Origin of the sequence: Tsukamurella sp. TY48, from assembly GCF_019656655.1 — a bacterium.
Classification (GTDB): domain Bacteria; phylum Actinomycetota; class Actinomycetes; order Mycobacteriales; family Mycobacteriaceae; genus Tsukamurella; species Tsukamurella strandjordii.
The window spans coordinates 1,113,402-1,136,597 of record NZ_BPMV01000001.1 but is presented as its reverse complement, the minus strand read 5'-3'; the positions used below and the strand labels follow the sequence as shown (position 1 = coordinate 1,136,597).

General features: G+C 68.0%; 20 protein-coding genes. 14 read left to right on the top strand and 6 right to left on the bottom strand.

The window, feature by feature from the left end; translation table 11 throughout:
- Positions 1-143 precede the first annotated feature (143 nt).
- The 5 genes from rplJ to TTY48_RS05495 all read left to right on the top strand — a co-directional run bounded on the left by rplJ (position 144) and on the right by TTY48_RS05495 (position 10,509).
- On the top strand, positions 144-674 hold the full coding sequence (rplJ, locus tag TTY48_RS05515) for a 50S ribosomal protein L10 (protein ID WP_220656550.1): 531 nt from the start codon (positions 144-146) through the stop codon (positions 672-674).
- Positions 675-770: 96 nt separating this feature from the next.
- On the top strand, positions 771-1,166 hold the full coding sequence (rplL, locus tag TTY48_RS05510; RefSeq protein WP_220656549.1) for a 50S ribosomal protein L7/L12: 396 nt from the start codon (positions 771-773) through the stop codon (positions 1,164-1,166).
- 225 nt (positions 1,167-1,391) lie between these two features.
- On the top strand, positions 1,392-2,582 hold the full coding sequence (locus TTY48_RS05505) for an ABC transporter ATP-binding protein (protein WP_220656548.1): 1,191 nt from the start codon (positions 1,392-1,394) through the stop codon (positions 2,580-2,582).
- 427 nt (positions 2,583-3,009) lie between these two features.
- Positions 3,010-6,522, top strand: a complete 3,513-nt coding sequence (locus tag TTY48_RS05500) for a DNA-directed RNA polymerase subunit beta (protein WP_220656547.1) — start codon at positions 3,010-3,012, stop codon at positions 6,520-6,522.
- Between the two features lie 30 nt (positions 6,523-6,552).
- Complete coding sequence (locus TTY48_RS05495) at positions 6,553-10,509, top strand: DNA-directed RNA polymerase subunit beta' (protein WP_220656546.1); 3,957 nt, start codon at positions 6,553-6,555, stop codon at positions 10,507-10,509.
- A 421-nt stretch (positions 10,510-10,930) separates the two neighbouring features.
- On the opposite strand, the gene TTY48_RS05490 is transcribed toward TTY48_RS05495, so the two are convergent.
- Complete coding sequence (locus TTY48_RS05490; protein WP_220656545.1) at positions 10,931-11,524, bottom strand: DJ-1/PfpI family protein; 594 nt, start codon at positions 11,522-11,524, stop codon at positions 10,931-10,933.
- Between the two features lie 182 nt (positions 11,525-11,706).
- Here TTY48_RS05490 and TTY48_RS05485 point away from each other — a divergent pair, with 182 nt between their 5' ends.
- On the top strand, positions 11,707-12,132 hold the full coding sequence (locus TTY48_RS05485; protein WP_220656544.1) for a DoxX family protein: 426 nt from the start codon (positions 11,707-11,709) through the stop codon (positions 12,130-12,132).
- Positions 12,133-12,213: 81 nt separating this feature from the next.
- Here the strand turns inward: TTY48_RS05485 and TTY48_RS05480 are convergent, their stop codons facing one another.
- Genes TTY48_RS05480 through TTY48_RS05470 form a run of 3 tightly spaced genes read right to left on the bottom strand, consistent with a single transcriptional unit; the run spans position 12,214 to position 14,626 of the window.
- The gene (locus TTY48_RS05480; protein WP_220656543.1) at positions 12,214-13,032 is read right to left on the bottom strand and encodes an amidohydrolase; all 819 of its coding nucleotides are present in this window, start codon (positions 13,030-13,032) and stop codon (positions 12,214-12,216) included.
- Complete coding sequence (locus TTY48_RS05475; protein ID WP_220656542.1) at positions 13,029-13,352, bottom strand: L-rhamnose mutarotase; 324 nt, start codon at positions 13,350-13,352, stop codon at positions 13,029-13,031. Before TTY48_RS05475 ends, TTY48_RS05480 begins: the two co-directional genes overlap by 4 nt.
- Positions 13,349-14,626 (bottom strand): alpha-hydroxy acid oxidase, encoded by a 1,278-nt coding sequence (locus tag TTY48_RS05470; protein WP_220656541.1) that lies wholly within the window; start codon positions 14,624-14,626, stop codon positions 13,349-13,351. The genes TTY48_RS05475 and TTY48_RS05470 overlap by 4 nt, the downstream gene beginning before the upstream one ends.
- Positions 14,627-14,730: 104 nt before the next feature.
- Here TTY48_RS05470 and TTY48_RS05465 point away from each other — a divergent pair, with 104 nt between their 5' ends.
- From TTY48_RS05465 to TTY48_RS05440, 6 genes are read left to right on the top strand one after another with little or no spacing between them, the layout of a single operon-like run.
- Positions 14,731-16,104 carry a sugar porter family MFS transporter gene (locus TTY48_RS05465; RefSeq protein WP_220656540.1) on the top strand — a complete coding sequence of 458 codons (1,374 nt, stop codon included), beginning with the start codon at positions 14,731-14,733 and terminating at the stop codon, positions 16,102-16,104.
- Positions 16,101-16,952: a fumarylacetoacetate hydrolase family protein gene (locus TTY48_RS05460; protein ID WP_220656539.1), complete on the top strand. Its 852-nt coding sequence runs from the start codon at positions 16,101-16,103 to the stop codon at positions 16,950-16,952. The genes TTY48_RS05465 and TTY48_RS05460 overlap by 4 nt, the downstream gene beginning before the upstream one ends.
- Position 16,953: 1 nt before the next feature.
- Positions 16,954-18,261, top strand: coding sequence for an enolase C-terminal domain-like protein (locus TTY48_RS05455; RefSeq protein ID WP_220656538.1), 1,308 nt, complete (start codon positions 16,954-16,956; stop codon positions 18,259-18,261).
- Positions 18,258-19,019, top strand: a complete 762-nt coding sequence (locus tag TTY48_RS05450) for an SDR family NAD(P)-dependent oxidoreductase (RefSeq protein ID WP_220656537.1) — start codon at positions 18,258-18,260, stop codon at positions 19,017-19,019. Before TTY48_RS05455 ends, TTY48_RS05450 begins: the two co-directional genes overlap by 4 nt.
- Entirely contained in the window at positions 19,016-19,993 is a 978-nt protein-coding gene (locus tag TTY48_RS05445) for an aldo/keto reductase (protein WP_220656536.1), read from the top strand. Before TTY48_RS05450 ends, TTY48_RS05445 begins: the two co-directional genes overlap by 4 nt.
- A gap of 35 nt (positions 19,994-20,028) precedes the next feature.
- Positions 20,029-20,748, top strand: a complete 720-nt coding sequence (locus TTY48_RS05440; protein WP_220656535.1) for a FadR/GntR family transcriptional regulator — start codon at positions 20,029-20,031, stop codon at positions 20,746-20,748.
- Here the strand turns inward: TTY48_RS05440 and TTY48_RS05435 are convergent.
- On the bottom strand, positions 20,745-21,116 hold the full coding sequence (locus TTY48_RS05435) for a YccF domain-containing protein (protein WP_220656534.1): 372 nt from the start codon (positions 21,114-21,116) through the stop codon (positions 20,745-20,747). The genes TTY48_RS05440 and TTY48_RS05435 overlap by 4 nt on opposite strands.
- A gap of 68 nt (positions 21,117-21,184) precedes the next feature.
- Here TTY48_RS05435 and TTY48_RS05430 point away from each other — a divergent pair, with 68 nt between their 5' ends.
- Positions 21,185-21,526, top strand: coding sequence for a hypothetical protein (locus TTY48_RS05430; RefSeq protein WP_220656533.1), 342 nt, complete (start codon positions 21,185-21,187; stop codon positions 21,524-21,526).
- 19 nt (positions 21,527-21,545) lie between these two features.
- Positions 21,546-22,262: a hypothetical protein gene (locus TTY48_RS05425; protein ID WP_220656532.1), complete on the top strand. Its 717-nt coding sequence runs from the start codon at positions 21,546-21,548 to the stop codon at positions 22,260-22,262.
- Positions 22,263-22,265: 3 nt separating this feature from the next.
- Here TTY48_RS05425 and TTY48_RS05420 read toward each other — a convergent pair whose 3' ends face one another.
- Positions 22,266-23,177, bottom strand: a complete 912-nt coding sequence (locus tag TTY48_RS05420; protein WP_220656531.1) for a YafY family protein — start codon at positions 23,175-23,177, stop codon at positions 22,266-22,268.
- Positions 23,178-23,196 lie beyond the last annotated feature (19 nt).

Here is a 23,196-nt window from a genome sequence, read left to right as displayed (position 1 = left end):
GCCGGCGACCCACGCAGGAGGACGAGGCTTCCGCCACATGCCCCGGCATGTGTCATACGAACCCCGTGCGCCCTGCGCCGGGGTTCTCGTCGTTTCGGGCCCGAACCTTCTCCGTCGGAAGACACGTAGAGAGGAGGCGAAGTATGGCAAACGCCGAAAAGGTCGCAGCAGTCGCTGAGATCGCCGAGCAGTTCTCCAAGTCCACGGCCACCGTGGTCACCGAGTACCGCGGGCTGTCGGTCGGTTCCATCACTGAGCTGCGTCGTTCGCTCGGGGCGGGGACCACCTACTCCGTCGCCAAGAACACCCTGGTCAAGCGCGCCGCGGCTGACGCCGGCGTCGTGGGCCTGGACGAGCTGTTCGAGGGCCCGACCGCGATCGCCTTCATCGAGGGTGAGCCGGTCGACGCCGCTAAGGCGATCAAGAAGTTCGCCAAGGACAACAAGGCCCTGGTCATCAAGGGCGGCTACATGGACGGCAAGGCGCTGTCCGTGGCCGAGGTCGAGCGCATCGCCGATCTCGAGTCGCGTGAGGTGCTCCTGGCCAAGCTCGCCGGTGCCATGAAGGGCAACTTGGCGAAGGCCGCAGGCCTGTTCAACGCTCCCGCCTCGCAGGTGGCCCGTCTGGCCGCCGCGCTGCAGGAAAAGAAGGCCGCCGAAGAGGCTGCCCAGTAATACCGCTGATCCAGCGAACCCCCGGACGCTCCGCGCCCGGGACCACATCCCTTGCCTCGCGGATCAGCGAGCAAGACTTAACGGAAGGACGCCACCATGGCGAAGCTCACCACCGACGAGCTGCTTGACCAGTTCAAGGAGCTCACCCTGCTCGAGCTCTCCGAGTTCGTGAAGGCTTTCGAGGAGACCTTCGAGGTCACCGCTGCTGCTCCGGTCGCCGTCGCGGCTGCCGGTGCTGCCCCGGCTGCCGGCGGCGACGCCGGTGCCGCTGCCGACCAGGACGAGTTCGACGTCATCCTGGACAGCGCTGGCGACAAGAAGATCCAGGTCATCAAGGTCGTCCGCGAGCTGGTTTCGGGCCTCGGCCTGAAGGAGGCCAAGGACCTCGTCGAGGGCGCGCCCAAGGCGATCCTGGAGAAGGTCGACAAGGAGCAGGCCGACGCTGCGAAGGCCAAGCTCGAAGAGGCCGGCGCCACCGTCTCGGTCAAGTAAGACCGTACGCGTACGCCTGAACGGCCCCGTCGCCTCGTGCGACGGGGCCGTTCTGCGTTTCTGCAGGAGAACGCCCGCGAACCTTTGCGGTAGCGAAACGCAGGTCAGATACCACGGCGCTGTACCACTGAGGTACTGTCGTCGAGAATGTCCGTGTGGCGCGAGCCACACCTTCGGTGCGACGGCGTGGACCGTCGACGGGGTGCGTGAAGAAAGGGCTCGACAGTGGGTGTCGAAGTTACAACCAGGAACCTGACCAAGTCGTTCGGCTCCCAGAACATCTGGACCGATGTCTCGCTCACCCTGCCCGCCGGCGAGGTCTCCGTGCTCCTGGGACCGTCGGGTACCGGTAAGTCGGTGTTCCTGAAGTCCCTGATCGGTCTGCTGCGCCCCGAGGAGGGCGAGATCATCATCGACGGGACCGACATCCTCACGTGCTCCAGCTCCGAGCTGTACGAGATCCGGAAGATGTTCGGCGTGCTGTTCCAGGACGGCGCCCTCTTCGGCTCGATGAACCTCTACGACAACACCGCCTTCCCGCTTCGTGAGCACACGAAGAAGAAGGAGAGCGAGATCCGTCAGATCACGATGGAGAAGCTCGAGATGGTCGGTCTGATCGGCGCCGAGGACAAGCTCCCGGGTGAGATCTCCGGTGGTATGCGCAAGCGCGCCGGTCTGGCCCGCGCCCTCGTGCTGGACCCGAAGATCATGCTGGTCGACGAGCCGGACTCCGGTCTGGACCCGGTGCGTACCACCTACACCAGCCAGCTGCTCATGGACATCAACGCGCAGATCGACTGCACCACGCTGATCGTGACGCACAACATCAACATCGCCCGCACGGTGCCCGACAACATGGGCATGCTCTTCCTCAAGCGGCTCGTCATGTTCGGCCCGCGCGAGGTGCTGCTGACCTCGGAGGAGCCCGTGGTCAAGCAGTTCCTCACCGGCTCGATGATCGGTCCGATCGGCATGTCGGAGGAGAAGGACCAGGCGCAGATGGAGGCCGAGGCCGAGCGCGTCGCGGCCGGCCATTCGCACGGTGGTGTGGAGCTGATCGAGGAGATCGCCCCGCAGATGCAGCCGACGCCGGGTATGCCGGTGCGGCAGGGCGTGGCGCGGCGCAAGGCCCGCGTGCGCGAGATGCTGCCGTCGCTGCCCCCGAAGGCGCAGGCGGCCATCCTCAAGGACCTCGGCGACGAGGACGTGCAGGACGCGCAGAACACGGTGCAGGCGCACATCGTCGCGGCGGGACAGGGCGCGGGCGATACCGCCACCGTCCCGATCCAGACGCAGCAGGCGCAGGTCGCGGAGTACCCCGCGGGTACCGAGTCCACGGGCTACGAGGTGATCGTCCCGCTCGATTCGGATGAGAACCCCACCGATCACCTGCCGAAGGTCGATCCCCAGAACTGACGCCCGTTCCGAACGCCGAGCGCACCCGATGCGGGTGCGCTCGGCGTTCGACTGTCCGGCGCCGTCGAACACGGGTCCGCTCTCACGTGATTTTCGAAGAGAACGGCGGTTTCGCTTGACGTTCGCCAGAATCCGGGTCACAGTTATCGGCAGGACGTGCACCGCGACGTCGGATCTCCATGGCGGCCAGCCCGGAGATCCGATGCATCGGATGTTCGATGGAATCTCGCGCACGGTCCTTGCGTCAGGCCCCATCGGGGCCTAGTGTGGACTGCCCCTTGCAGCCCCAGTCTCTCTCTGCTAATGTTGGACGTTGCGCTGGCTGCCTCCTGCCCATCTGAATATCTGTTCCTCTACGAGGGCGTTTTCTCTGCGGGTTGCCGTCAGCCTTGTTGGCAACGTAACTAGGCACAGCAGAGGACGCATCTTGGCAGTCTCCGTCTCCAGCCAGACTCAGAACGATCAGAACGCCGTGGTCCCGGGGGCCCCGAAGCGCGTCTCGTTCGCGAAGCTCTCCGAGCCCCTCCCGGTTCCCGGCCTGCTCGACGTGCAGACCGATTCCTTCGAGTGGCTCGTGGGCTCCCCGGAATGGCGTGAGAAGGCCGCGTCGCGTGGCGAGGCCAACCCGACCGGCGGTCTCGAGGACATCCTCGCGGAGCTCTCCCCGATCGAGGACTTCTCCGGCTCGATGTCGCTCTCCTTCTCCGACCCGCGCTTCGACGAGGTCAAGGCCTCCATCGAGGAGTGCAAGGACAAGGACATGACGTACGCGGCGCCGCTGTTCGTCACCGCTGAGTTCATCAACAACAACACCGGCGAGATCAAGTCGCAGACCGTCTTCATGGGTGATTTCCCGATGATGACGGACAAGGGCACGTTCATCATCAACGGCACCGAGCGCGTGGTCGTCTCGCAGCTGGTCCGTTCGCCCGGTGTGTACTTCGACGAGACGATCGACAAGTCCACCGAGAAGCCGCTGCACAGCGTCAAGGTGATCCCGGCCCGCGGTGCGTGGCTGGAGTTCGACGTCGACAAGCGCGACACCGTGGGTGTGCGCATCGACCGCAAGCGTCGTCAGCCGGTCACCGTGCTGCTCAAGGCGCTCGGTTGGACCAGCGAGCAGATCCTCGAGCGCTTCGGCTTCTCGGAGATCATGCGCTCCACCCTGGAGAAGGACGCCACCGCCGGTACCGACGAGGCGCTCCTGGACATCTACCGCAAGCTGCGTCCGGGCGAGCCGCCCACCAAGGAGTCGGCGCAGACCCTGCTGGAGAACCTGTTCTTCAAGGAGAAGCGCTACGACCTGGCCCGCGTGGGTCGGTACAAGCTGAACAAGAAGCTGGGCCTGCCCGCGAACCCGGACGGCACCCAGTCCTACGTGCTCAACGAGGACGACATCGTCGCCATCGTCGAGTACCTGGTGCGTCTGCACGACGCTCCGGCGGAGCAGCTGACCTACATGACGGTGCCGGGCGGCGTCGAGGTGCCGGTCGAGGTCGACGACATCGACCACTTCGGCAACCGTCGTATCCGCACCGTGGGCGAGCTGATCCAGAACCAGCTCCGCGTGGGCCTGTCCCGCATGGAGCGCGTGGTGCGCGAGCGCATGACCACGCAGGACGTCGAGGCGATCACCCCGCAGACCCTGATCAACATCCGCCCGGTTTCGGCGGCGATCAAGGAGTTCTTCGGCACCTCGCAGCTCTCGCAGTTCATGGATCAGAACAACCCGCTCTCGGGCCTGACCCACAAGCGTCGTCTCAACGCGCTTGGCCCCGGTGGCCTCTCGCGTGAGCGCGCCGGCCTCGAGGTGCGCGACGTGCACCCCAGCCACTACGGCCGCATGTGCCCGATCGAGACCCCTGAGGGCCCGAACATCGGCCTGATCGGTTCGCTGTCGGTGTACGCGCGGGTCAACCCGTTCGGCTTCATCGAGACCCCGTACCGCAAGGTCACCGACGGTGTCGCCACCGACGAGATCACCTACATGACCGCCGATGAGGAGGACCGTTTCTTCATCGCGCAGGCCAACGCCGCGACCGACGACAAGGGTCGTCTCACCGACGAGAAGGTGCTCGTGCGTAAGCGCGGCTCCGAGGTGGAGTTCGTCCCGGTCTCCGCGGTGGAGTACATGGACATCTCGCCGCGTCAGATGGTCTCCGTCGCGACCGCGATGATCCCGTTCCTCGAGCACGACGATGCCAACCGTGCCCTCATGGGTGCGAACATGCAGCGTCAGGCCGTGCCGCTGGTCCGTTCCGAGTCGCCGCTGGTCGGCACCGGTATGGAGCTGCGTGCCGCGGTCGATGCCGGCGACGTGATCATCACCGAGAAGGCGGGCGCGGTCGAGGAGGTGTCGGCCGACTTCATCACCGTGATGGCGGACGACGGCACCCGCAAGACGCACCGTCTGCGCAAGTTCGCGCGCTCGAACCAGGGCACCTGCGCGAACCAGCGTCCGATCGTCTCCGCGGGTCAGCGGGTCGAGATCGGCCAGGTCCTGGCCGACGGCCCCTGCACCGACAACGGTGAGATGGCGCTGGGCAAGAACCTGCTCGTGGCGATCATGCCGTGGGAGGGCCACAACTACGAGGACGCGATCATCCTCTCGCAGCGCCTGGTGGAGGAGGACGTGCTCACGTCCATCCACATCGAGGAGCACGAGATCGATGCCCGCGACACGAAGCTGGGCGCCGAGGAGATCACCCGGGACATCCCGAACGTCTCCGATGAGGTGCTGGCCGATCTCGACGAGCGCGGCATCATCCGCATCGGCGCCGAGGTCCGCGACGGCGACATCCTGGTCGGCAAGGTCACCCCGAAGGGCGAGACCGAGCTGACCCCGGAGGAGCGCCTGCTCCGCGCGATCTTCGGTGAGAAGGCGCGCGAGGTGCGCGACACCTCGCTGAAGGTGCCCCACGGCGAGACCGGCAAGGTCATCGGCGTCCGCGTGTTCTCGCGCGAGGACGACGACGAGCTGGCCCCCGGCGTGAACGAGCTGGTCCGCGTGTACGTGGCCCAGAAGCGCAAGGTGCAGGACGGCGACAAGCTGGCCGGCCGCCACGGCAACAAGGGTGTCATCGGCAAGATCCTGCCCGCCGAGGACATGCCCTTCCTGCCCGACGGCACCCCGGTCGACATCATCCTCAACACCCACGGTGTGCCCCGTCGTATGAACATCGGCCAGATCCTGGAGACGCACCTCGGGTGGGTCGCCAAGACCGGCTGGGACGTGCGCGACGAGAAGGGGAACATCCCGGACTGGGCTTCGGCGCTGCCGGAGGAGATGTACAGCCAGCCCAAGGACACCAACACCGCCACCCCGGTGTTCGACGGTGCCCGCGACGAGGAGCTGGCCGGCCTGCTCGGCTCGACGCTGCCCAACCGTGACGGCGACGTCATGGTCGGCGCCGACGGCAAGGCGACCCTGTTCGACGGTCGCTCGGGCGAGCCCTTCCCGTACCCGGTCGCGATCGGCTACATGTACATCCTCAAGCTGCACCACCTGGTCGACGAGAAGATCCACGCTCGTTCCACCGGCCCGTACTCGATGATCACGCAGCAGCCGCTGGGTGGTAAGGCGCAGTTCGGTGGTCAGCGCTTCGGTGAGATGGAGTGCTGGGCGATGCAGGCGTACGGCGCCGCCTACACCCTGCAGGAGCTGCTCACCATCAAGTCGGACGACGTGGTCGGCCGCGTGAAGGTGTACGAGGCGATCGTCAAGGGCGAGAACATCCCCGAGCCGGGTATCCCGGAGTCGTTCAAGGTGCTTCTCAAGGAGCTGCAGTCGCTCTGCCTGAACGTCGAGGTGCTGTCGAGCGACGGTGCCGCGATCGAGATGGCCGACAGCGACGACGAGGATCTCGAGCGCGCTGCTGCCAACCTCGGCATCAACCTCTCGCGCAACGAGAATGCCTCCGCTGAAGACCTCGCGAACTAGCCCACGCCAACCGAACGAATAAGGAGAGAAGTGCTCGACGTTAACTTCTTCGACGAACTGAAGATCGGTCTGGCGACCGCCGATGACATCCGTAACTGGAGCTACGGCGAGGTCAAGAAGCCCGAGACCATCAACTACCGCACGCTCAAGCCCGAGAAGGACGGCCTGTTCTGCGAGAAGATCTTCGGACCTACTCGCGACTGGGAGTGCTACTGCGGCAAGTACAAGCGTGTCCGCTTCAAGGGCATCATCTGCGAGCGCTGCGGCGTCGAGGTCACTCGCGCCAAGGTGCGTCGTGAGCGGATGGGCCACATCGAGCTCGCGGCTCCGGTCACCCACATCTGGTACTTCAAGGGCGTTCCCTCGCGCTTGGGCTACCTGCTGGACCTGGCGCCCAAGGATCTCGAGAAGATCATCTACTTCGCCGCCTACGTGATCACGGAGGTCGACGAGGAGCAGCGGCACAACGAGCAGTCCACGCTCGAGGCCGAGATCGAGTCCGAGAAGAAGGTCCTCGCGGACCAGCGGGACGTCGATCTGGAGAACCGCGCCAAGAAGCTGGAGGACGACCTGGCCGTCCTCGAGGCCGAGGGTGCCAAGGCCGACCAGCGCCGCAAGGTCAAGGACGGCGGCGAGCGGGAGATGCGGCAGATCCGCGACCGCGCGCAGCGTGCCATCGACGAGCTCGACGAGATCTGGACGACCTTCGTCAAGCTCGCGCCGAAGGACATGATCGTCGACGAGAAGCTCTACCGTGAGCTGCAGGACCGCTACGGCGAGTACTTCAAGGGCGCCATGGGTGCCGAGGCGATCAAGAAGCTCATCGAGAACTTCGACATCGACGCCGAGGCCGAGATCCTGCGCGAGGTCATCCGCAGCGGCAAGGGCCAGAAGAAGCTGCGCGCGCTCAAGCGACTCAAGGTCGTGGCGGCGTTCCAGCAGTCGGGCAACTCGCCGCTGGGCATGGTCCTGGACGCGGTGCCGGTGATCCCGCCGGAGCTGCGCCCGATGGTCCAGCTCGACGGTGGCCGGTTCGCCACGTCCGACCTGAACGACCTGTACCGCCGCGTGATCAACCGCAACAACCGCCTCAAGCGACTGATCGATCTGGGTGCGCCCGAGATCATCGTCAACAACGAGAAGCGGATGCTGCAGGAGTCGGTCGACGCGCTGTTCGACAACGGCCGCCGCGGCCGTCCGGTCACCGGACCGGGCAACCGCCCGCTCAAGTCGCTGTCCGATCTGCTCAAGGGCAAGCAGGGCCGGTTCCGTCAGAACCTGCTCGGTAAGCGCGTGGACTACTCGGGCCGTTCGGTGATCGTCGTGGGTCCGCAGCTCAAGCTGCACCAGTGCGGTCTGCCGAAGCTGATGGCGCTCGAGCTGTTCAAGCCCTTCGTGATGAAGCGTCTGGTGGATCTGAACCACGCGCAGAACATCAAGTCGGCCAAGCGCATGGTCGAGCGGCAGCGTCCGCAGGTGTGGGACGTCCTCGAAGAGGTCATCGCCGAGCACCCGGTGCTGCTCAACCGTGCTCCCACGCTGCACCGTCTGGGTATCCAGGCGTTCGAGCCGCAGCTCGTGGAGGGCAAGGCCATCCAGCTGCACCCGCTCGTCTGTGAGGCCTTCAACGCCGACTTCGACGGTGACCAGATGGCCGTGCACCTCCCGCTGTCCGCGGAGGCGCAGGCCGAGGCCCGCATCCTGATGCTGTCCTCGAACAACATCCTGTCGCCGGCGTCGGGTCGTCCGCTCGCCATGCCCCGTCTGGACATGGTGACCGGTCTGTACCACCTGACCACCGAGAAGGCCGATGCGAAGGGCGCCTACACGGCGGCCAAGAAGGATCAGCCGGAGACGGGTGTCTACTCGAGCCCGGCCGAGGCGATCATGGCGGTCGATCTGGGCGAGCTGTCGATCCAGGCGCCGATCAAGGTGCGGCTCACGCAGCAGCGTCCGCCGGCCGAGATCGAGGCCGAGCAGTTCGACGGTGCCTGGGAGCGCGGTCAGGCCTGGACGGCCGAGACCACGCTGGGCCGGGTGCTCTTCAACGAGCTGCTGCCGATCGACTACCCGTTCGTCGACGAGCAGATGCCGAAGAAGCGTCAGGCCGTGATCATCAACGATCTGGCCGAGCGGTACCCGATGATCGTGGTGGCGCAGACCGTCGACAAGCTCAAGGACGCCGGCTTCTACTGGGCCACGCGTTCGGGTGTCACGGTGTCGATGTCCGACGTGCTCGTTCCGCCGAGCAAGAAGGAGATCCTCGACCGCTACGAGGAGCGTGCCGACGGTATCGAGCGCAAGTACGCCCGCGGTGCCCTCACCTCCGGTGAGCGTCGCGACGCACTGGTCGAGATCTGGAAGCAGGCCACCGACGAGGTCGGTAAGGCGATCGACGATTACTACCCCGAAGACAACCCGATCACGATGATCCCGAAGTCGGGTGCCACGGGCAACATGACCCAGGTGCGGAACCTGGCCGGCATGAAGGGCCTGGTGACGAACCCGAAGGGTGAGTTCATCCCGCGTCCGATCAAGTCGTCCTTCCGTGAGGGCCTGACGGTGTTGGAGTACTTCATCAACACCCACGGTGCTCGTAAGGGTCTGGCCGATACCGCGCTCCGTACCGCCGACTCGGGTTACCTGACCCGTCGTCTGGTGGACGTCTCGCAGGACGTCATCGTCCGCGAGACCGACTGCAACACCACCCGCGGCATCATCGTGCCGCTGGCGGAGGTGCAGGCCGACGGTTCGCTGATCCGCGATGCGCACGTCGAGACCTCGGCGTACGCCCGCACCCTGGCCGAGGACGCCAAGGACGCCAAGGGCAATGTCATCGTCGAGCGTGGCCACGATCTGGGTGACCCGCAGATCGAGGCGCTGCTCGAGGCCGGCGTCGCCGAGGTGAAGGTGCGCTCCGTGCTCACCTGCACCACCGGTACCGGCGTCTGCGCCACCTGCTACGGCCGCTCGATGGCCACCGGCAAGCTCGTCGACATCGGCGAGGCCGTCGGTATCGTCGCCGCGCAGTCGATCGGTGAGCCCGGCACGCAGCTGACCATGCGTACCTTCCACCAGGGTGGCGTCGGTGACGACATCACCGGCGGTCTGCCGCGAGTCACCGAGCTGTTCGAGGCCCGTGTCCCCAAGGGCAAGGCCCCGATCGCCGAGGTCTCCGGCCGCATCCGCCTGGAGGACGACGATCGGTTCTACACGATCACCATCACGCCGGACGACGGCAGTGAAGAGGTCGTGTACGACAAGATCAGCAAGCGTCAGCGCCTGCGCGTCTTCAAGCACGACGACGGCACCGAGCGGCTCCTGGCCGACGGTGACCACGTGCAGGTCGGTCAGCAGCTCCTCGAGGGCGCTGCCGATCCGCACGAGGTGCTCCGCGTCATGGGTCCGCGTCAGGTGCAGGTGCACCTGGTCAACGAGGTCCAGGAGGTGTACCGGTCGCAGGGTGTGTCCATCCACGACAAGCACATCGAGACCATCGTGCGCCAGATGCTGCGTCGAGTGACGATCATCGATTCGGGTTCCACGGAGTTCCTGCCCGGTTCGCTCACCGAGCGTGCCGAGTTCGAGGCCGCGAACCGTCGGGTCGTGGCCGAGGGCGGCGAGCCCGCGGCCGGCCGTCCGGTGCTCATGGGCATCACGAAGGCGTCGCTCGCGACGGATTCGTGGCTGTCGGCGGCCTCCTTCCAGGAGACCACCCGCGTGCTCACCGACGCCGCGATCAACACCCGCTCCGACAAGCTGGTGGGCCTCAAGGAGAACGTCATCATCGGTAAGCTCATCCCGGCCGGTACGGGCATCGCCAAGTACCGGAACATCCAGGTGCAGCCGACCGAGGAGGCCCGTGCGGCCGCGTACTCGGTGCCGACCTTCGACGATCAGTACTACGGTCCGGAGGGTGCTTTCGGCGCCCCGTCCGGTGCCGCGGTGCCGCTCGACGATTACGGCTTCTCCGACGGTTACCGGTGAAGTAGCTAGCTGAATGCGGCCCCCGACCATTGCGGTCGGGGGCCGCTTTCATGTCCGACGGTGCGGGGGCTCGGGCTGGTCTGGGGCGTCGCCGTTCACTGGGCTTCGCCCACTTCGCTAGCGCTTCGGGGCTGCAGAATCGTTCGCGGCGACGCCCCAGCCCTTGTCCCCGCTGCCGGTAGTGCTGTCCGCGGCCGGTAGCCGGCAGCGGATGAGGCTGGCGGAGGGGAGTGGCCGCGGGTGAGGTGCGGCGACATCGTGCAGCTTTCTGCGGCAGGGGGACCGGCTGCGGCCGCAGCAAGCTGCAAAGATCTGGGCCGGACGACGGTTCGCGGGGTACCCGCTGCCGCCAGTGCCATCCGCGGCCGGTTACCGGCGGCGGATGAGGCCGGCGGAGGGGAGAACCTTGCTGCTGTCCCGGTTAGGGGACGCCTCGCCATTCGTAGTCCATCTGCTTAGCCACCCGTGCTGGCAGATCAGGGGCGATCAAGCCGACGAGGTGGAGCGCGAGGTCCAATCCGGCAGAAATCCCGGCGGACGTGTAGATGTTCTGTGCTCGCACCCAGCGTGGGCCGTCCACCACGGTGAGCCGGGGATAGCGAGCGGCTAGGCCTGCTTGGTCTTCCCAGTGGGTCGTCACTGTCTGATCGATGAGGATTTCGGCCGCCGCCAGGAGGAAGGCGCCAGTGCACACGGACGCGATGACCGGCGTCGAGGCGCGTTCAGATATCCAGGCGATCGTGGCGGGATCGTTCTCGACGGCGGTCGTCACGCCGCCGGGAACGATCAGCACATCGAATTCAGGAGCGTCGGCGATGGTCGCGTCGGCGGTGAAGCGCAGGCCCCCGCGCGCCACGACCTGTGAGCGGTCCGGGTAGGCGGACACCAGGCAGATCGCGATCGGCTCGCCTTCGACTCGGTGCGCATGGAGACGTTTGGCGACCGAGAGAACTTCGAACGGTCCGAACGCGTCCAGAACTTCGACCTCGTCGAATACCAGGATGCCGAATCTCATCCGGCCACACTATTGCCCTCCCGCGACGTTGTGCAGATCGCTGCGGTGCCTCGGCTGCTCCTGCCGCTCTGGCTGCGGAAGGTCGGCTCCGTGCGGAGGGGGCTTGTTCTCGACGACGATCATGTCTACGGTGTGAACATGCAGATGTTCACACCGTGAACACGCGAGGTGAGGAGCCGACGATGGCAACCGGGACCGCTACTGACACCACCGCCGCCAAGCCCTGGGAGGGGCGCTCGAAGTCCTGGATCGCGGGCATGGTGCTCACGGTCCTGATCTGGGCGTTCCTGGTCTTCGACGTGATCGGCAAGCTCACCAAGCCGCAGGCGGTGATCGACGGGACGCTGAAGCTGGGATTCCAGGAGAAGCACATCGTGGTGATCGGCCTGGTGCTGCTGGTGGGCGTGATCCTGTGGACCATCCCGCGCACTGCGGTGATCGGCGCCATCTACCTCACCGGCTACCTGGGCGGCGCGGTGGCGATCAACCTGCGCGCCGAGCAGCCGATCGCCGGTTACGTGCTCTCCGGCGTCTACGTGGGCGTGCTCATCTGGATCGCGATGTTCCTGCGCCGGCCGGACCTGCGCACGGCGGTCCTCGGCTCCTAGACCTGGCCGCCCACGGGGCGGCTTCCTCGCTCTCCCCTTCGTCGCGCGTCCCCCCACCCGCGGCGGAGGGGAGAGCCCGTTCTACAGGCGGTAGACGCGCCCCGCGGTGCCGCCCAGCACCGCGTCCCGTTCGGCGTCGGACGCACCGTCGAGCAGGTCGACGGTGAGCTCCCGCACCTGCTGGTACGACGCCTCCAGGAGGCACACCGGCCAGTCGGAGCCGAACAGCACCCGGTCGGCGCCGAAGGATTCCAGCACGTGCCGGGCGTAGGGTGCGATCAGCTCGCGGCTCCACGGCCGCGGCGGACATTCGGTCACCAGCCCGGACAGCTTGCAGGTCACATTGGGTAGCGCCGCGAGGTCGAGAATCCATGCGGCCCACGAGTCCCATTCGCCCGCACCGATATCCGGCTTACCCGCGTGATCGACCACGAACGAGGTTCCCGGCAGGGCGCGCGCCAGGTCCAGCGCCGCGGCGCGCTGCGGTCCGCGTACCAGCAGATCGTAGGCGAGGCCGCGGTCGGTGGCGGCGGACAGTCCGCGGGCGACGTCGGCGCGCGTCAGCCAGCGCGGATCGGGCTCGCCCTGCGCGAGATGCCGCAGCCCGCGCAGCTTCTCGCCTCCCGGGGCGGCGGCAAGGGCGTCAAGGGCGTCGCCGCATGCCTCCGACGTCAGGTCCGCCCACCCGACCACGGCGGCCACCGGGCCACCCGCGGCGAGGAGTTCGCGGGTCTCGGCGGCGGAGTTCAGGGCCTGCACGGCGACCGTCGTCGCAGTGGTCTCCGCGGCGAGGTCGGCCGGCGTGAAGTCGCGCCGGATCGCCTCGAGGCCCGGTGAATCGAGCCAGCCGTGATCGTGCCGGCTCCGGTCCCAGAGGTGGTGGTGCGCGTCGACGATCATCGATCCAGGGGGAGCGCCCACACCAGCGGGATGCCGCGGTCGTCGCCGGAGTAGTCGTCCTCCACCTCGAGCAGTTCGGCCATCCGGGCCTGCCAGGGCACGTTGGCGGGGTGCTCGGCGAGGTGCAGCCGCATGGCGCGGTAGTCGTCGACCTCCACGTGATGGAAAAGGTCGCGGCCGTCGCGCCAGATCCGCCACGAGCGCACGCCGGCTTCGCGCAGCGCACCGTCGAGCTCGGTGGGGATCACCGCGTGCACCCGGTCGTACTCCGCCTCGGCACCGGGCTTGAGCCGGGTGTGCAGGGCGATGGTCTCGGTCACGATCGCACCGCCTGTCCGGGGCGGGGGAGCGGCTGCACGCGCGTGAGCTGGGTGACGTGCTCGGGGCCGAGCTCGTCGAGCGAGTTGGCGCCCAGCAGGCGCATGGTGCGGCGCACCTCGTCGCCGAGGATGGTGATGGCGCGGTCCACGCCGGCCTCGCCGCCCGCCATGAGGCCGTAGAGGTAGGCCCGCCCGACCAGCGTGCTGCGGGCGCCGAGCGCGACGGCGGCCACGATGTCGGCGCCCGACATGATGCCGGTATCCAGCAGGATCTCCGTCGAATCGCCGAGTTCGGCCGCGACGGCGGGCAGCAGGTGGAACGGGACGGGGGCGCGATCGAGCTGGCGGCCACCGTGATTGGACAGGATGATGCCGTCCACGCCGAGTTCGGCGCAGCGTCGGGCATCGTCGAGGGTCTGCACGCCCTTGACCACCACCTTGCCGGGCCACTGCTCCTTGATCCACGCCAGATCGGTGTAATCGACGGTCGGGTCGAACATCGAGTCCAGGAGCTCGCCGACGGTGCCCGACCAGCGGTCGAGCGAGGCGAAGGACAGCGGCTCGGTGGTGAGGAAGTCGATCCACCAGTGCGGTCGCGGTACGGCGTCGAGGATGGTGCGCAGGGTGAGCGCGGGCGGGATGGTCATGCCGTTGCGCTTGTCCCGCAGGCGCGCCCCGGCCACCGGCACGTCGACGGTCACGAGCAGTGTGTCGTATCCCGCCTTCGCGGCGCGGTCCACGAGGGCCATCGACCGGTCGCGGTCGCGCCACATGTACAGCTGGAACCACTGCCGGCCGCGCGCTCCGCCGGGTTGCGCGGCCGCCGCCGAGGCGTCCGCGACTTCCTCGATCGATGCGGTGCCCATGGTGGACAAGGAGAACGGGATGCCGGCGCGGGTCGCGGCGCGGACGCCGGCGAGTTCGCCCTCGGTCTGCATCATGCGGGTGAAGCCGGTGGGGGCGATCGCGAAGGGCAGGGCCGACGGTCCGCCGAGCACGGTGCGTGCGGTGTCCACCTCGGCCACATCGCGCAGGATCTGCGGATGGAACTCGATGTCGGCGAAGGCCTGCCGCGCGCGGGCGAGCGAGAGTTCGGCCTCGGCGGCGCCGTCGGTGTAGTCGAAGGCGGCGCGCGGGGTGCGGCGTTGCGCGATGCGGCGCAGGTCTGCGATGGTCTGGGCGTCGTCCAATCGGGCCGATCGACGATCCAGCCGGGGTGCCTTGACGCGCATGAGGGGCGCGAGGTCCCGCACCTTGGGTACCTGACGGCGCATGATTCCTCCGATCACTGTGAATGCTTGTTCCCGACTGTACGGCCACCACGCCGAGTCGCGCAGCCGGTTGACCAACAGACCTCCGATGTTTAAGGTCTTGGTTTGTGACTCAAGCCACAACACCGCCGATTCCGAAGGCGGTCTATGCGATCGCCGTGCTGGGCGGCATGTCGGGCATCCTGTACGGCTACGATTCCGGCTCGATGTCGGGTGCGCTCCCGCTGATCACCGAGCAGTTCGGGCTCGATGCCGACGGCCAGGGCATGTTGACCAGTATGTTGTTGTTCGGCGCGCTGCCCGCCATCGTGGCCGCGACGCTGGCCGCCCGTCGCTACGACCGCCGGCACCTCCTCATCCTGTGCGGGGCGCTGTTCATCGTCGGTTCGGTCGGATGCGCCTTCGCGCCCGATCTGACCACGCTCACGGTGTCTCGATTCATCCTAGGATTCGCGTGCGGCATCGCCAATCAATTCGGCCTGATCTACCTCAGTGAGCTGGCACCGAAACGGGTGCGCGGCATGCTCACCGCGCTGTACCAGCTGTCGGTCAACATCGGCATCCTCACCGCCTACGTCGTGGGCAGCGCGTTCACCGCGTCCGGGCAGTGGCGGTGGATCCTGGGGCTCGGCGCGGTGCCGGCGCTGATCTTCATGGTGGGCATGGTGATCGCGCCGTCCAGCCCGCGCTGGCTGATCATGCGCGGCGAGACCGAGCGCGCCGAGCGGATCCTCGAACGTCTGCGCGGCGGCCCCGGTGAGGCGGGCCGGGAGGCGCGGGAGATCGGCGACAGCCTGCGCGAGCAGTCGGCGGGGTTCCGCGAACTGTTCAGCGGCACCTATCGTCCCGCGCTGGTGATCGCACTCACGCTCACCTTCTTCCAGGTGTTCACGGGCATCAACTCGGTGGTCTACTACGCGCCGATCATCTTCGAGCACACCGGCAACGGCTCGGCCGGAACGGTGGCCAACTACATGGTGGGCATCGCACTGGTGGTGTCGACGGCGCTGTCGCTGCCCCTGGTCGAGCGGATGGGGCGCAAACCGCTGCTCATCATCAGTCTGCTCGGGCAGGTGCTTCCCACGGTGGGCATCGCCCTCTTCCCGGACGCGCAGGCCTTCGCGATCGCGTGCGTCTTCCTCTACACCTTCGCCTTCGGATTCGGTCTGGGGCCGGTGTTCTGGCTGATCTGCCCGGAGCTCCTCCCGCTGCGCGCGCGGGCGCTCGGCATGGGCATCATCACCTTCAGCCAGTATCTGCTCAACGCCGTCTCCTCCCGGTGGTTCCCCAACTTCCTGGAGGCGGCCGGCACCAAGTCCTTCCTCTTGTTCGCGGCGCTCTCCCTCCTCGGCGCCGCCTATGTCTGGCGCTGTGTGCCGGAGACCCGGGGTAAGTCCCTCGAGGAGATCGAAGATTACTGGCGCGAGAAGGAATCGGCGACCGCCGGTTCGGGCGTCATCAGCACGAAAGGACGTCGATGAGACTGCGACGAGTCGGTGAGGCGGGGCACGAACGCCCGATCGTCTCCACCGGAGATGGACGATGGTTCGACGCCTCGGGCGTGGTCCGCGATTACGATCCGAGCACGATCGCGACGGCGCGAACCCTCCTGCAGGAGGCGCTGTCCGGTGGTCGGCTCCCGGAGGTCGACCCGACGGGGCTGCGCGTCGGCGCACCGGTGTCGCGGCCCGGCAAGGTGGTCTGCATCGGTGTCAACTACCTGGCGCACGCGCAGGAGACGGCGCACGAGACGCCGGCCGAGCCGGTGATGTTCCTCAAGACCTCGGGCACGATCGTGGGGCCCGAGGACGAGGTGCTGATCCCGCGCGGCTCGGTGGCCACCGACTACGAGGTGGAGCTGGCCGCCGTGATCGGCAGCACGGCACGGTATCTCGACGATGCCGCACAGGGCCTGGCCTGCGTGGCCGGGTACACGGTGTCCGACGACGTCTCCGAGCGCGATTTCCAGATGAACCGCGGCGGCACCTGGGACAAGGGCAAGAACTGCGAGACCTTCAACCCGCTCGGTCCGGAGCTGGTGACCGCCGACGAGATCCCGGATCCGCAGGTGCTCGACATCCGGCTCACGGTGAACGGCGAGGTGCGCCAGGAGGCGAACACCGCGCAGATGATCTTCGGTGTGGGTGAGATCATCCGGTACCTGAGCCAGTTCATGGTCCTGGAGCCGGGTGATGTGGTGAACACGGGCACCCCTGCCGGCGTCGCCTTCGGCTACCCGGACCCCAAGCCCTACCTGCGCCGCGGCGATGTGATCGAGACGCACATCGACGGCCTGGGTGGTCACCGTTCCGTTCTCGGAGAGGCCTGAGATGTCCGCGGTGTTCACCGATTTCCGCACGCTGGACGTGCGTTTCCCCACCTCCGTCGATCTCGACGGTTCGGACGCGATGAACCTCGATCCGGACTACTCGGCGGCGTACCTGATCCTGGGCACCGACGCCGGTGACGGCCACGAGGGCCACGGCTTCGTCTTCACCATCGGCCGCGGCAACGACGTGCAGCGTGCCGCGATCGAGGCGCTGGCGCCGTACGTGCTGGGCCGCGATGTGGAGGCGACCCTCGCCGATCTGGGCGGCATGTGGCGCGATCTCGTGTACGACGCCCAGCTCCGCTGGCTGGGGCCCGAGAAGGGCGTCATGCACATGGCGATCGGCGCGGTGATCAATGCGCTGTGGGACCTGCGGGCCAAGCGCGAGGGCCTGCCGCTGTGGCAGCTGCTGGGCGAACTGAGCCCGGAGGCGATCGTCGACCTGGTCGACTTCCGCTATCTCACCGATGCGCTCACCCGCGACGAGGCCCTGGCCATGCTGCGGGACGCGGAGCCGGGACGGGCCGAGCGCATGGCCGCGCTGCGGGCGAAGGGCTATCCCGCGTACACCACCTCGCCGGGGTGGCTCGGCTATTCGGACGAGAAGCTCGAGCGCCTCGCGAAGGAGGCGGTGGCCGAGGGCTTCACGCAGATCAAGCTCAAGGTGGGCGCCGACATCGACGACGATGTGCGCCGCTTCGCGCTGGCCCGTTCGGTGGTGGGCGACGACATCCGGATCGCGGTCGACGCCAACCAGCGGTGGGACGTCTACGAGGCGGTCGCCGCGATCGAGCGGCTCGCACCCTTCAATCCGTGGTGGGTCGAGGAGCCCACGGCGCCCGACGATGTGCTCGCGCACGCCGCGATCCGGCAGCGGGTGTCGCCGGTGCGAATCGCCACCGGCGAGCACGCGCACAGCCGCGTGCTGGTCAAGCAGCTGCTGCAGGCGAAGGCGATCGACGTCCTGCAGCTCGATTCCACGCGCGTCGCCGGAGTCAACGAGAACATCGCGATCCTGCTGCTGGCGGCCAAGTTCGGCATCCCGGTGTGCCCGCACGCCGGCGGTGTGGGACTGTGCGAGCTGGTGCAGCACCTCGCCATGTTCGACTTCATCGCGGTCTCGGCCACCATGGCCGACCGCAACATCGAGTACGTCGACCACCTGCACGAGCACTTCCTCGATCCGGTGCGCATCGTCGACGGTGCGTACGCGGCGCCCGTGAAACCCGGTTTTTCGGCGCAGATCTTCCCGGAGACACTCGAGCGGTACGGCTTTCCCGACGGACAAGCGTGGAAGGAAGCACAATGAGCGGCGGAGGCGAATTCGCGGGGTTCCGGGCGATCGTGACCGGCGGTGCCTCGGGTATCGGTCGGCGGACGGCGGAGGAACTCATGGCGCGCGGAGCGGCGGTGGCGATCCTGGACCTGCAGCCCGACGGTGCGCCGTCCGGATCGCAGGGCTTCGCCTGCGATGTGGCCGATGACGGTTCGGTGGCGGCGGCGGTGGCCGCCGCGGCGGAGGCGTTGGGCGGGCTGGACGGCCTGGTGAACAACGCCGGTATCGGTGCGCAGGGCTCGGTCGAAGCCGGCACGCTCGATGATTGGCGGCGGGTGCTGGACGTGAACGTGCTCGGCACGGTGCGGGTCACCCGCGCGGCGCTCGCGCACCTGCGGGGGTCGGCGAATCCGGCCGTGGTGAACACCTGCTCGATCGCCGCCACCGCGGGGCTGCCCGGCCGCGCCCTGTACAGCGCGTCGAAGGGCGCCGTGGAGGCGATGACGCGGGCCATGGCCGCCGATCATGTGCGCGAGGGGATCCGGTTCAACTGCGTGAACCCCGGCACCGTCGACACGCCGTGGGTGCGGCGCCTGTTGGACGCGGCGGCCGATCCGGAGGCCGAGGCACAGGCCCTGCAGCAGCGGCAGCCCACCGGCCGTCTGGTCACGGATGCCGAAGTGGCGGGGGCGATCTGCTACCTACTGAGCCCCGCTTCGAGCGCCACTACGGGCACCTCGCTCGCCGTGGACGGCGGCATGAGCGGCCTTCGACTCCCGGCTCCGCGGTGACGGCGCCCGGCGGCGCCGTGCTCGCGGCGGATCGCGCCTTCGGGCGCGGCGGGCTCCGCGTGGCGCCGCTGGCCTTCGGGGCGGCGGCGATCGGGAACCTGTACGCGGAGGTCGACGATGCCGCGGCGGCGGAGGCGGTGCAGACGGCCGCCGACGCCGGGGTCCGCTACTTCGACACCGCACCCCACTACGGTCTGGGGCTCTCCGAGCGCAGACTCGGTGCGGCACTCGGCGATCGGGCCGATGTGGTGATCTCCACGAAGGTGGGCCGCGTGCTGCGTCCGGCGGTGTCCGGCGGTTCCGCTGATTCGGAGGGCTTCGCGGTGTCCGCCGATGTCGAGCGGGTGTGGGACTTCAGCCGCGACGGTGTGCTGCGCTCGATCGAGGCGAGCCTGGAGCGGCTGGGCCGGGATCGGATCGACGTGGTGTACGTGCACGATCCCGATGATCACTTCGCGGAGGCGATGGATGGTGCCTTCCCCGCCCTGGACGAGCTGCGCCGCCAGGGCGTGATCACCTCCTACGGCGCGGGGATGAACCAGTCGGAGATGCTCACCCGGTTCGTCCGGGAGACGGATCTGGACGCCGTGCTCGTCGCGGGCCGGTACACCGTGCTCGATCGCAGCGCCGAGGAGGATCTGCTGCCGGCGTGCCTCGAGCGCGAGGTCTCGGTGGCGGCGGGTGGCGTCTTCAACTCCGGGATCAGCGCCTCGGCCGATCCGCGACCGGGGGCGATGTACGACTACGCCCCGGCCACGCTGGGCGTGCTCGATCGGGCCCGCCGGATCGCGGGGATCTGCCGCGATCACGGCACCACGTTGCCGCACGCGGCGGTGCACTTCCCGCTGCGGCACCCGGCGGTGCGCACGGTGCTGCTCGGCATGCGTTCGGCGCAGGAGGTGCGCGACGATCTCGATCTGCTCCGCAATCCTCCGCCCGAGGCGCTGTGGGCCGATCTGGAAGCCGCGTCGTGAGTCCGCGCAGGCGGCCACGCCGGTACCATTGACCGATGTCGACCAACGAGGGTGCCGGGCGGATCTCGCGGACGGACGACGCGATCCTCAAGCTCAAGGCGATGATCACGGACGGCGAGCTGCCCGCCGGGAGTCGCCTGCCGCGTGAGGCGGATCTGGCCGCTCGCCTGGGGTTGTCGCGGAACTCGCTGCGCGAGGCGATCCGCGCGCTCGCCATGCTCCGCATCCTGGACGTGCGCCAGGGCGACGGCACCTACGTCACCAGCCTGGAACCCACGCTGCTGCTGGACACGATGGGCTTCGTGGTCGATTTCCAGCAGGAGGATTCGGTCCTGCACTTCTTCGAGGTGCGGCGCATTCTGGAGCCGGCGGCCACGGCCCTGGCCACGCACAAGATCACCGACGAGAAGCTGGCCGTCCTGGAGGAGACCCTGTCTCTCGGTGGCCCGGACGCCTCGGTGGAAACTCTGGTGCAGCAGGACATCCTGTTCCACCAGACGATCGCCGACGCATCCGGAAATCCGGTGCTGCGGGCCCTGATCTCGGGGCTCTCGGCCCCAACGCTGCGGGCCCGGATCTGGCGCGGCTACGACGAATCGGATGCGCGGGCGCGCACCATCGCCGAGCACCGTCAGATCTTCGACGCCCTGGTGGCGCGGCAGGCGGATGTGGCGTGCGCCTGTGCGACGGTGCACATCTCGGGGGTGGAGAACTTCGTGCGCAAGGCCATGGAGGACGAGGCCGCGAACCGCTAGACCGGCACGATCTCCGAGCCGAGCGGCAGCAGCGACAGCCGGATCATCTTGAAGTTGGCCACTGCCATCGGGATTCCGATGATGGTCAGACACAGGGCGATCCCCGTCACGATGTGCCCGATCGCCAGCCAGATCCCCGCCACCAGCAGCCAGATCACGTTGCCCAGCACCGAGGCCGCGCCCGCGCCCGGGCGGTCGACCACCTTCCGGCCGAAGGGCCACAGGGCGTAGTTGGCGATGCGGAACGAGGCGAGGCCGAACGGGATGGTCACGATCAGCAGGCAGCAGATGATGCCGGCCACGGCGTAGCCCACGGCCATCCAGAAGCCGCAGAAGACCAGCCAGATGATGTTCAGGATCACCTTCATGGGTCCAGTATGCCCAGTGCGATGAAAATTCCTTCGGTACCTGCGTCGCCGCTGCGTAGCCTGGGTGCATGAACCTCTTCCAGCGCACCGCCAAGGTCTTCAACACCGCCTTCACGCCGCTGCTGTCGCTGCCGGTGATCGGCCCTGCCCTGGGCAAGAGCATGGTCACCGTGAGCTACACCGGCCGGAAGTCCGGCAAGCAGTTCTCGCTGCCCGTCGCCTACCAGCGGCGGGGCGACGACCAGGTGGTGATCGGTGTGGCGATGCCCGATCAGAAGCAGTGGTGGCGCAATTTCGTCGGCGAGGGCGCCGATCTCACGCTGCGCTTTCCCGACGGTGACCGCACCGGTCACGCCGTCGCCACCCGCGCCGACGACGGCTCCGTCGCGCTGAAGGTCGCGCTCCGCTGACCCCGTAGAATCCGTGTTCGTGAAGCGCGGGTTCATAGGGGTGATCTTGGTGGTGGCCGGCGTGGTCGTGCTGGTGCTCTGGGCACGCGCGGCGATCGACTCGGGAATCCCCGAGGAGTGGCCGCCGTCGCTGGTGTCGGGGCAACTGCTCGCGATCGGGGCGTGGCTCGCGCTCATCGGCGTGGGCTCGTCGGTGCTGTACTCCGCGGTGAGGTACACGAAGCTCTTCCGGACCGGTGACCGGCTGCACGCTCGGGCGTCGGTGTTTCCCGTCGCCGGATACTCCGCTGCCGCGATCGGCATGACCGCGGTCGCGTGGTCGGCCGTCTTCGACCTCTTCTGGGGCGACGGTGACCGGGCCCTGGTGCCCGCACTCGCTGCGCCGGTGCTCATCGCGATCTGGGTACTCGTCTCGATCAGCGCACTCGCTGGGCGCATCTGGTGGCCCGCGATCGAGGCGGACGCCGAGCGGGTCGTCGTATCGACGGTCTTCGAGCGCACCACCTTCCGTCGAGGGCTGGCGCAGTTCGATACTGACCGCGGCACCACCGTCGTCCACGGACCGCCTCGGCGGCGGGACCGGTCTCCGCTCTCGGTGTTGTTGCGGTATCGCGGAAATTCCGTCCACGTGCCCACCATCCGCCTGCGCCCCGAGGCGCTCGCTGCACTCAACGAGGGCTCCGCGCCCGACGAGTCGCGGCGGTGGGATCCAGGGATCGCAGTCCCTCCCCGCTGACCGTCAGGCGTGGAGAGCGTGTGCCGCGTCGGTCACCCGAGCGCGTAGGGCGTCGACGATCTCGGGAGGGCCGAGCACGGCGACACCGGGGAGCGCCGCCCACAGCACAGCCGCCGCTTGATCGAGGTCCCGGAAGGCGATGGTGCCGGCACCGTCGGGCCCGGATTCGATGTGAGAGGTGAACTGCCGGAATCGCTCCCAGATCTCGTCGGTCGCCCGGATGGTGACGACGAACTCGGCGTGCGCACCCCGGAACGACGCGCGGGAGGCTTCGAACTCGGCCGCGAGATCGACGTCCACGGGGCGTTGTGCGTGCTCGGGCAGTACGGTCACGGCGGAGAATCGGGACGTGCGGTAGGTGCGGCGTTCGCCGTCGCGGAGCGCCAGCAGGTACCAGGTGCGGCCGGCGTGCACCAGGCCGATCGGGTCGAGCACGCGTTCCGACGGTGTCCCGCCGCGCGGTTGGTACACGGCCCGGATGCGCAGTCCGTCGATCACGGCGTGCTGGAGATCGCCGAGGAAGGGATCGGGTTCCGGTGCGCGGACGAAACCGTCGGGGCGCACGTGGATTCGCTGCGCGGCGGCCGCCGCCTCCCGACGGTGCGCCTCCGGCAGCGCCGCGGCCACCTTGCGCATCGCGCTGGCGAAGGCGGGGGACACGGGTGCGCCCGAGAGGAGTGTCTTCGCCTCGTCGAGGGTCAGTCCGGTGAGGTCCGTGCGGTAGCCGGGGAGCAGGCTGATGCCGCCGCCGCGGCCCCGGTCGGTGTACACGGGGATGCCGGCGGTGGACAGGGCCTCGACATCACGGAGCACCGTGCGGGTGGACACCTCCAACTCGTCGGCGATCTGCGCGGCCGTCATCGTGCCGCGGTGGCGCAGCAACATGAGGAGCGAGAGCAGGCGGTCGGCGCGCATGGAACGAACTCTCTCAAAC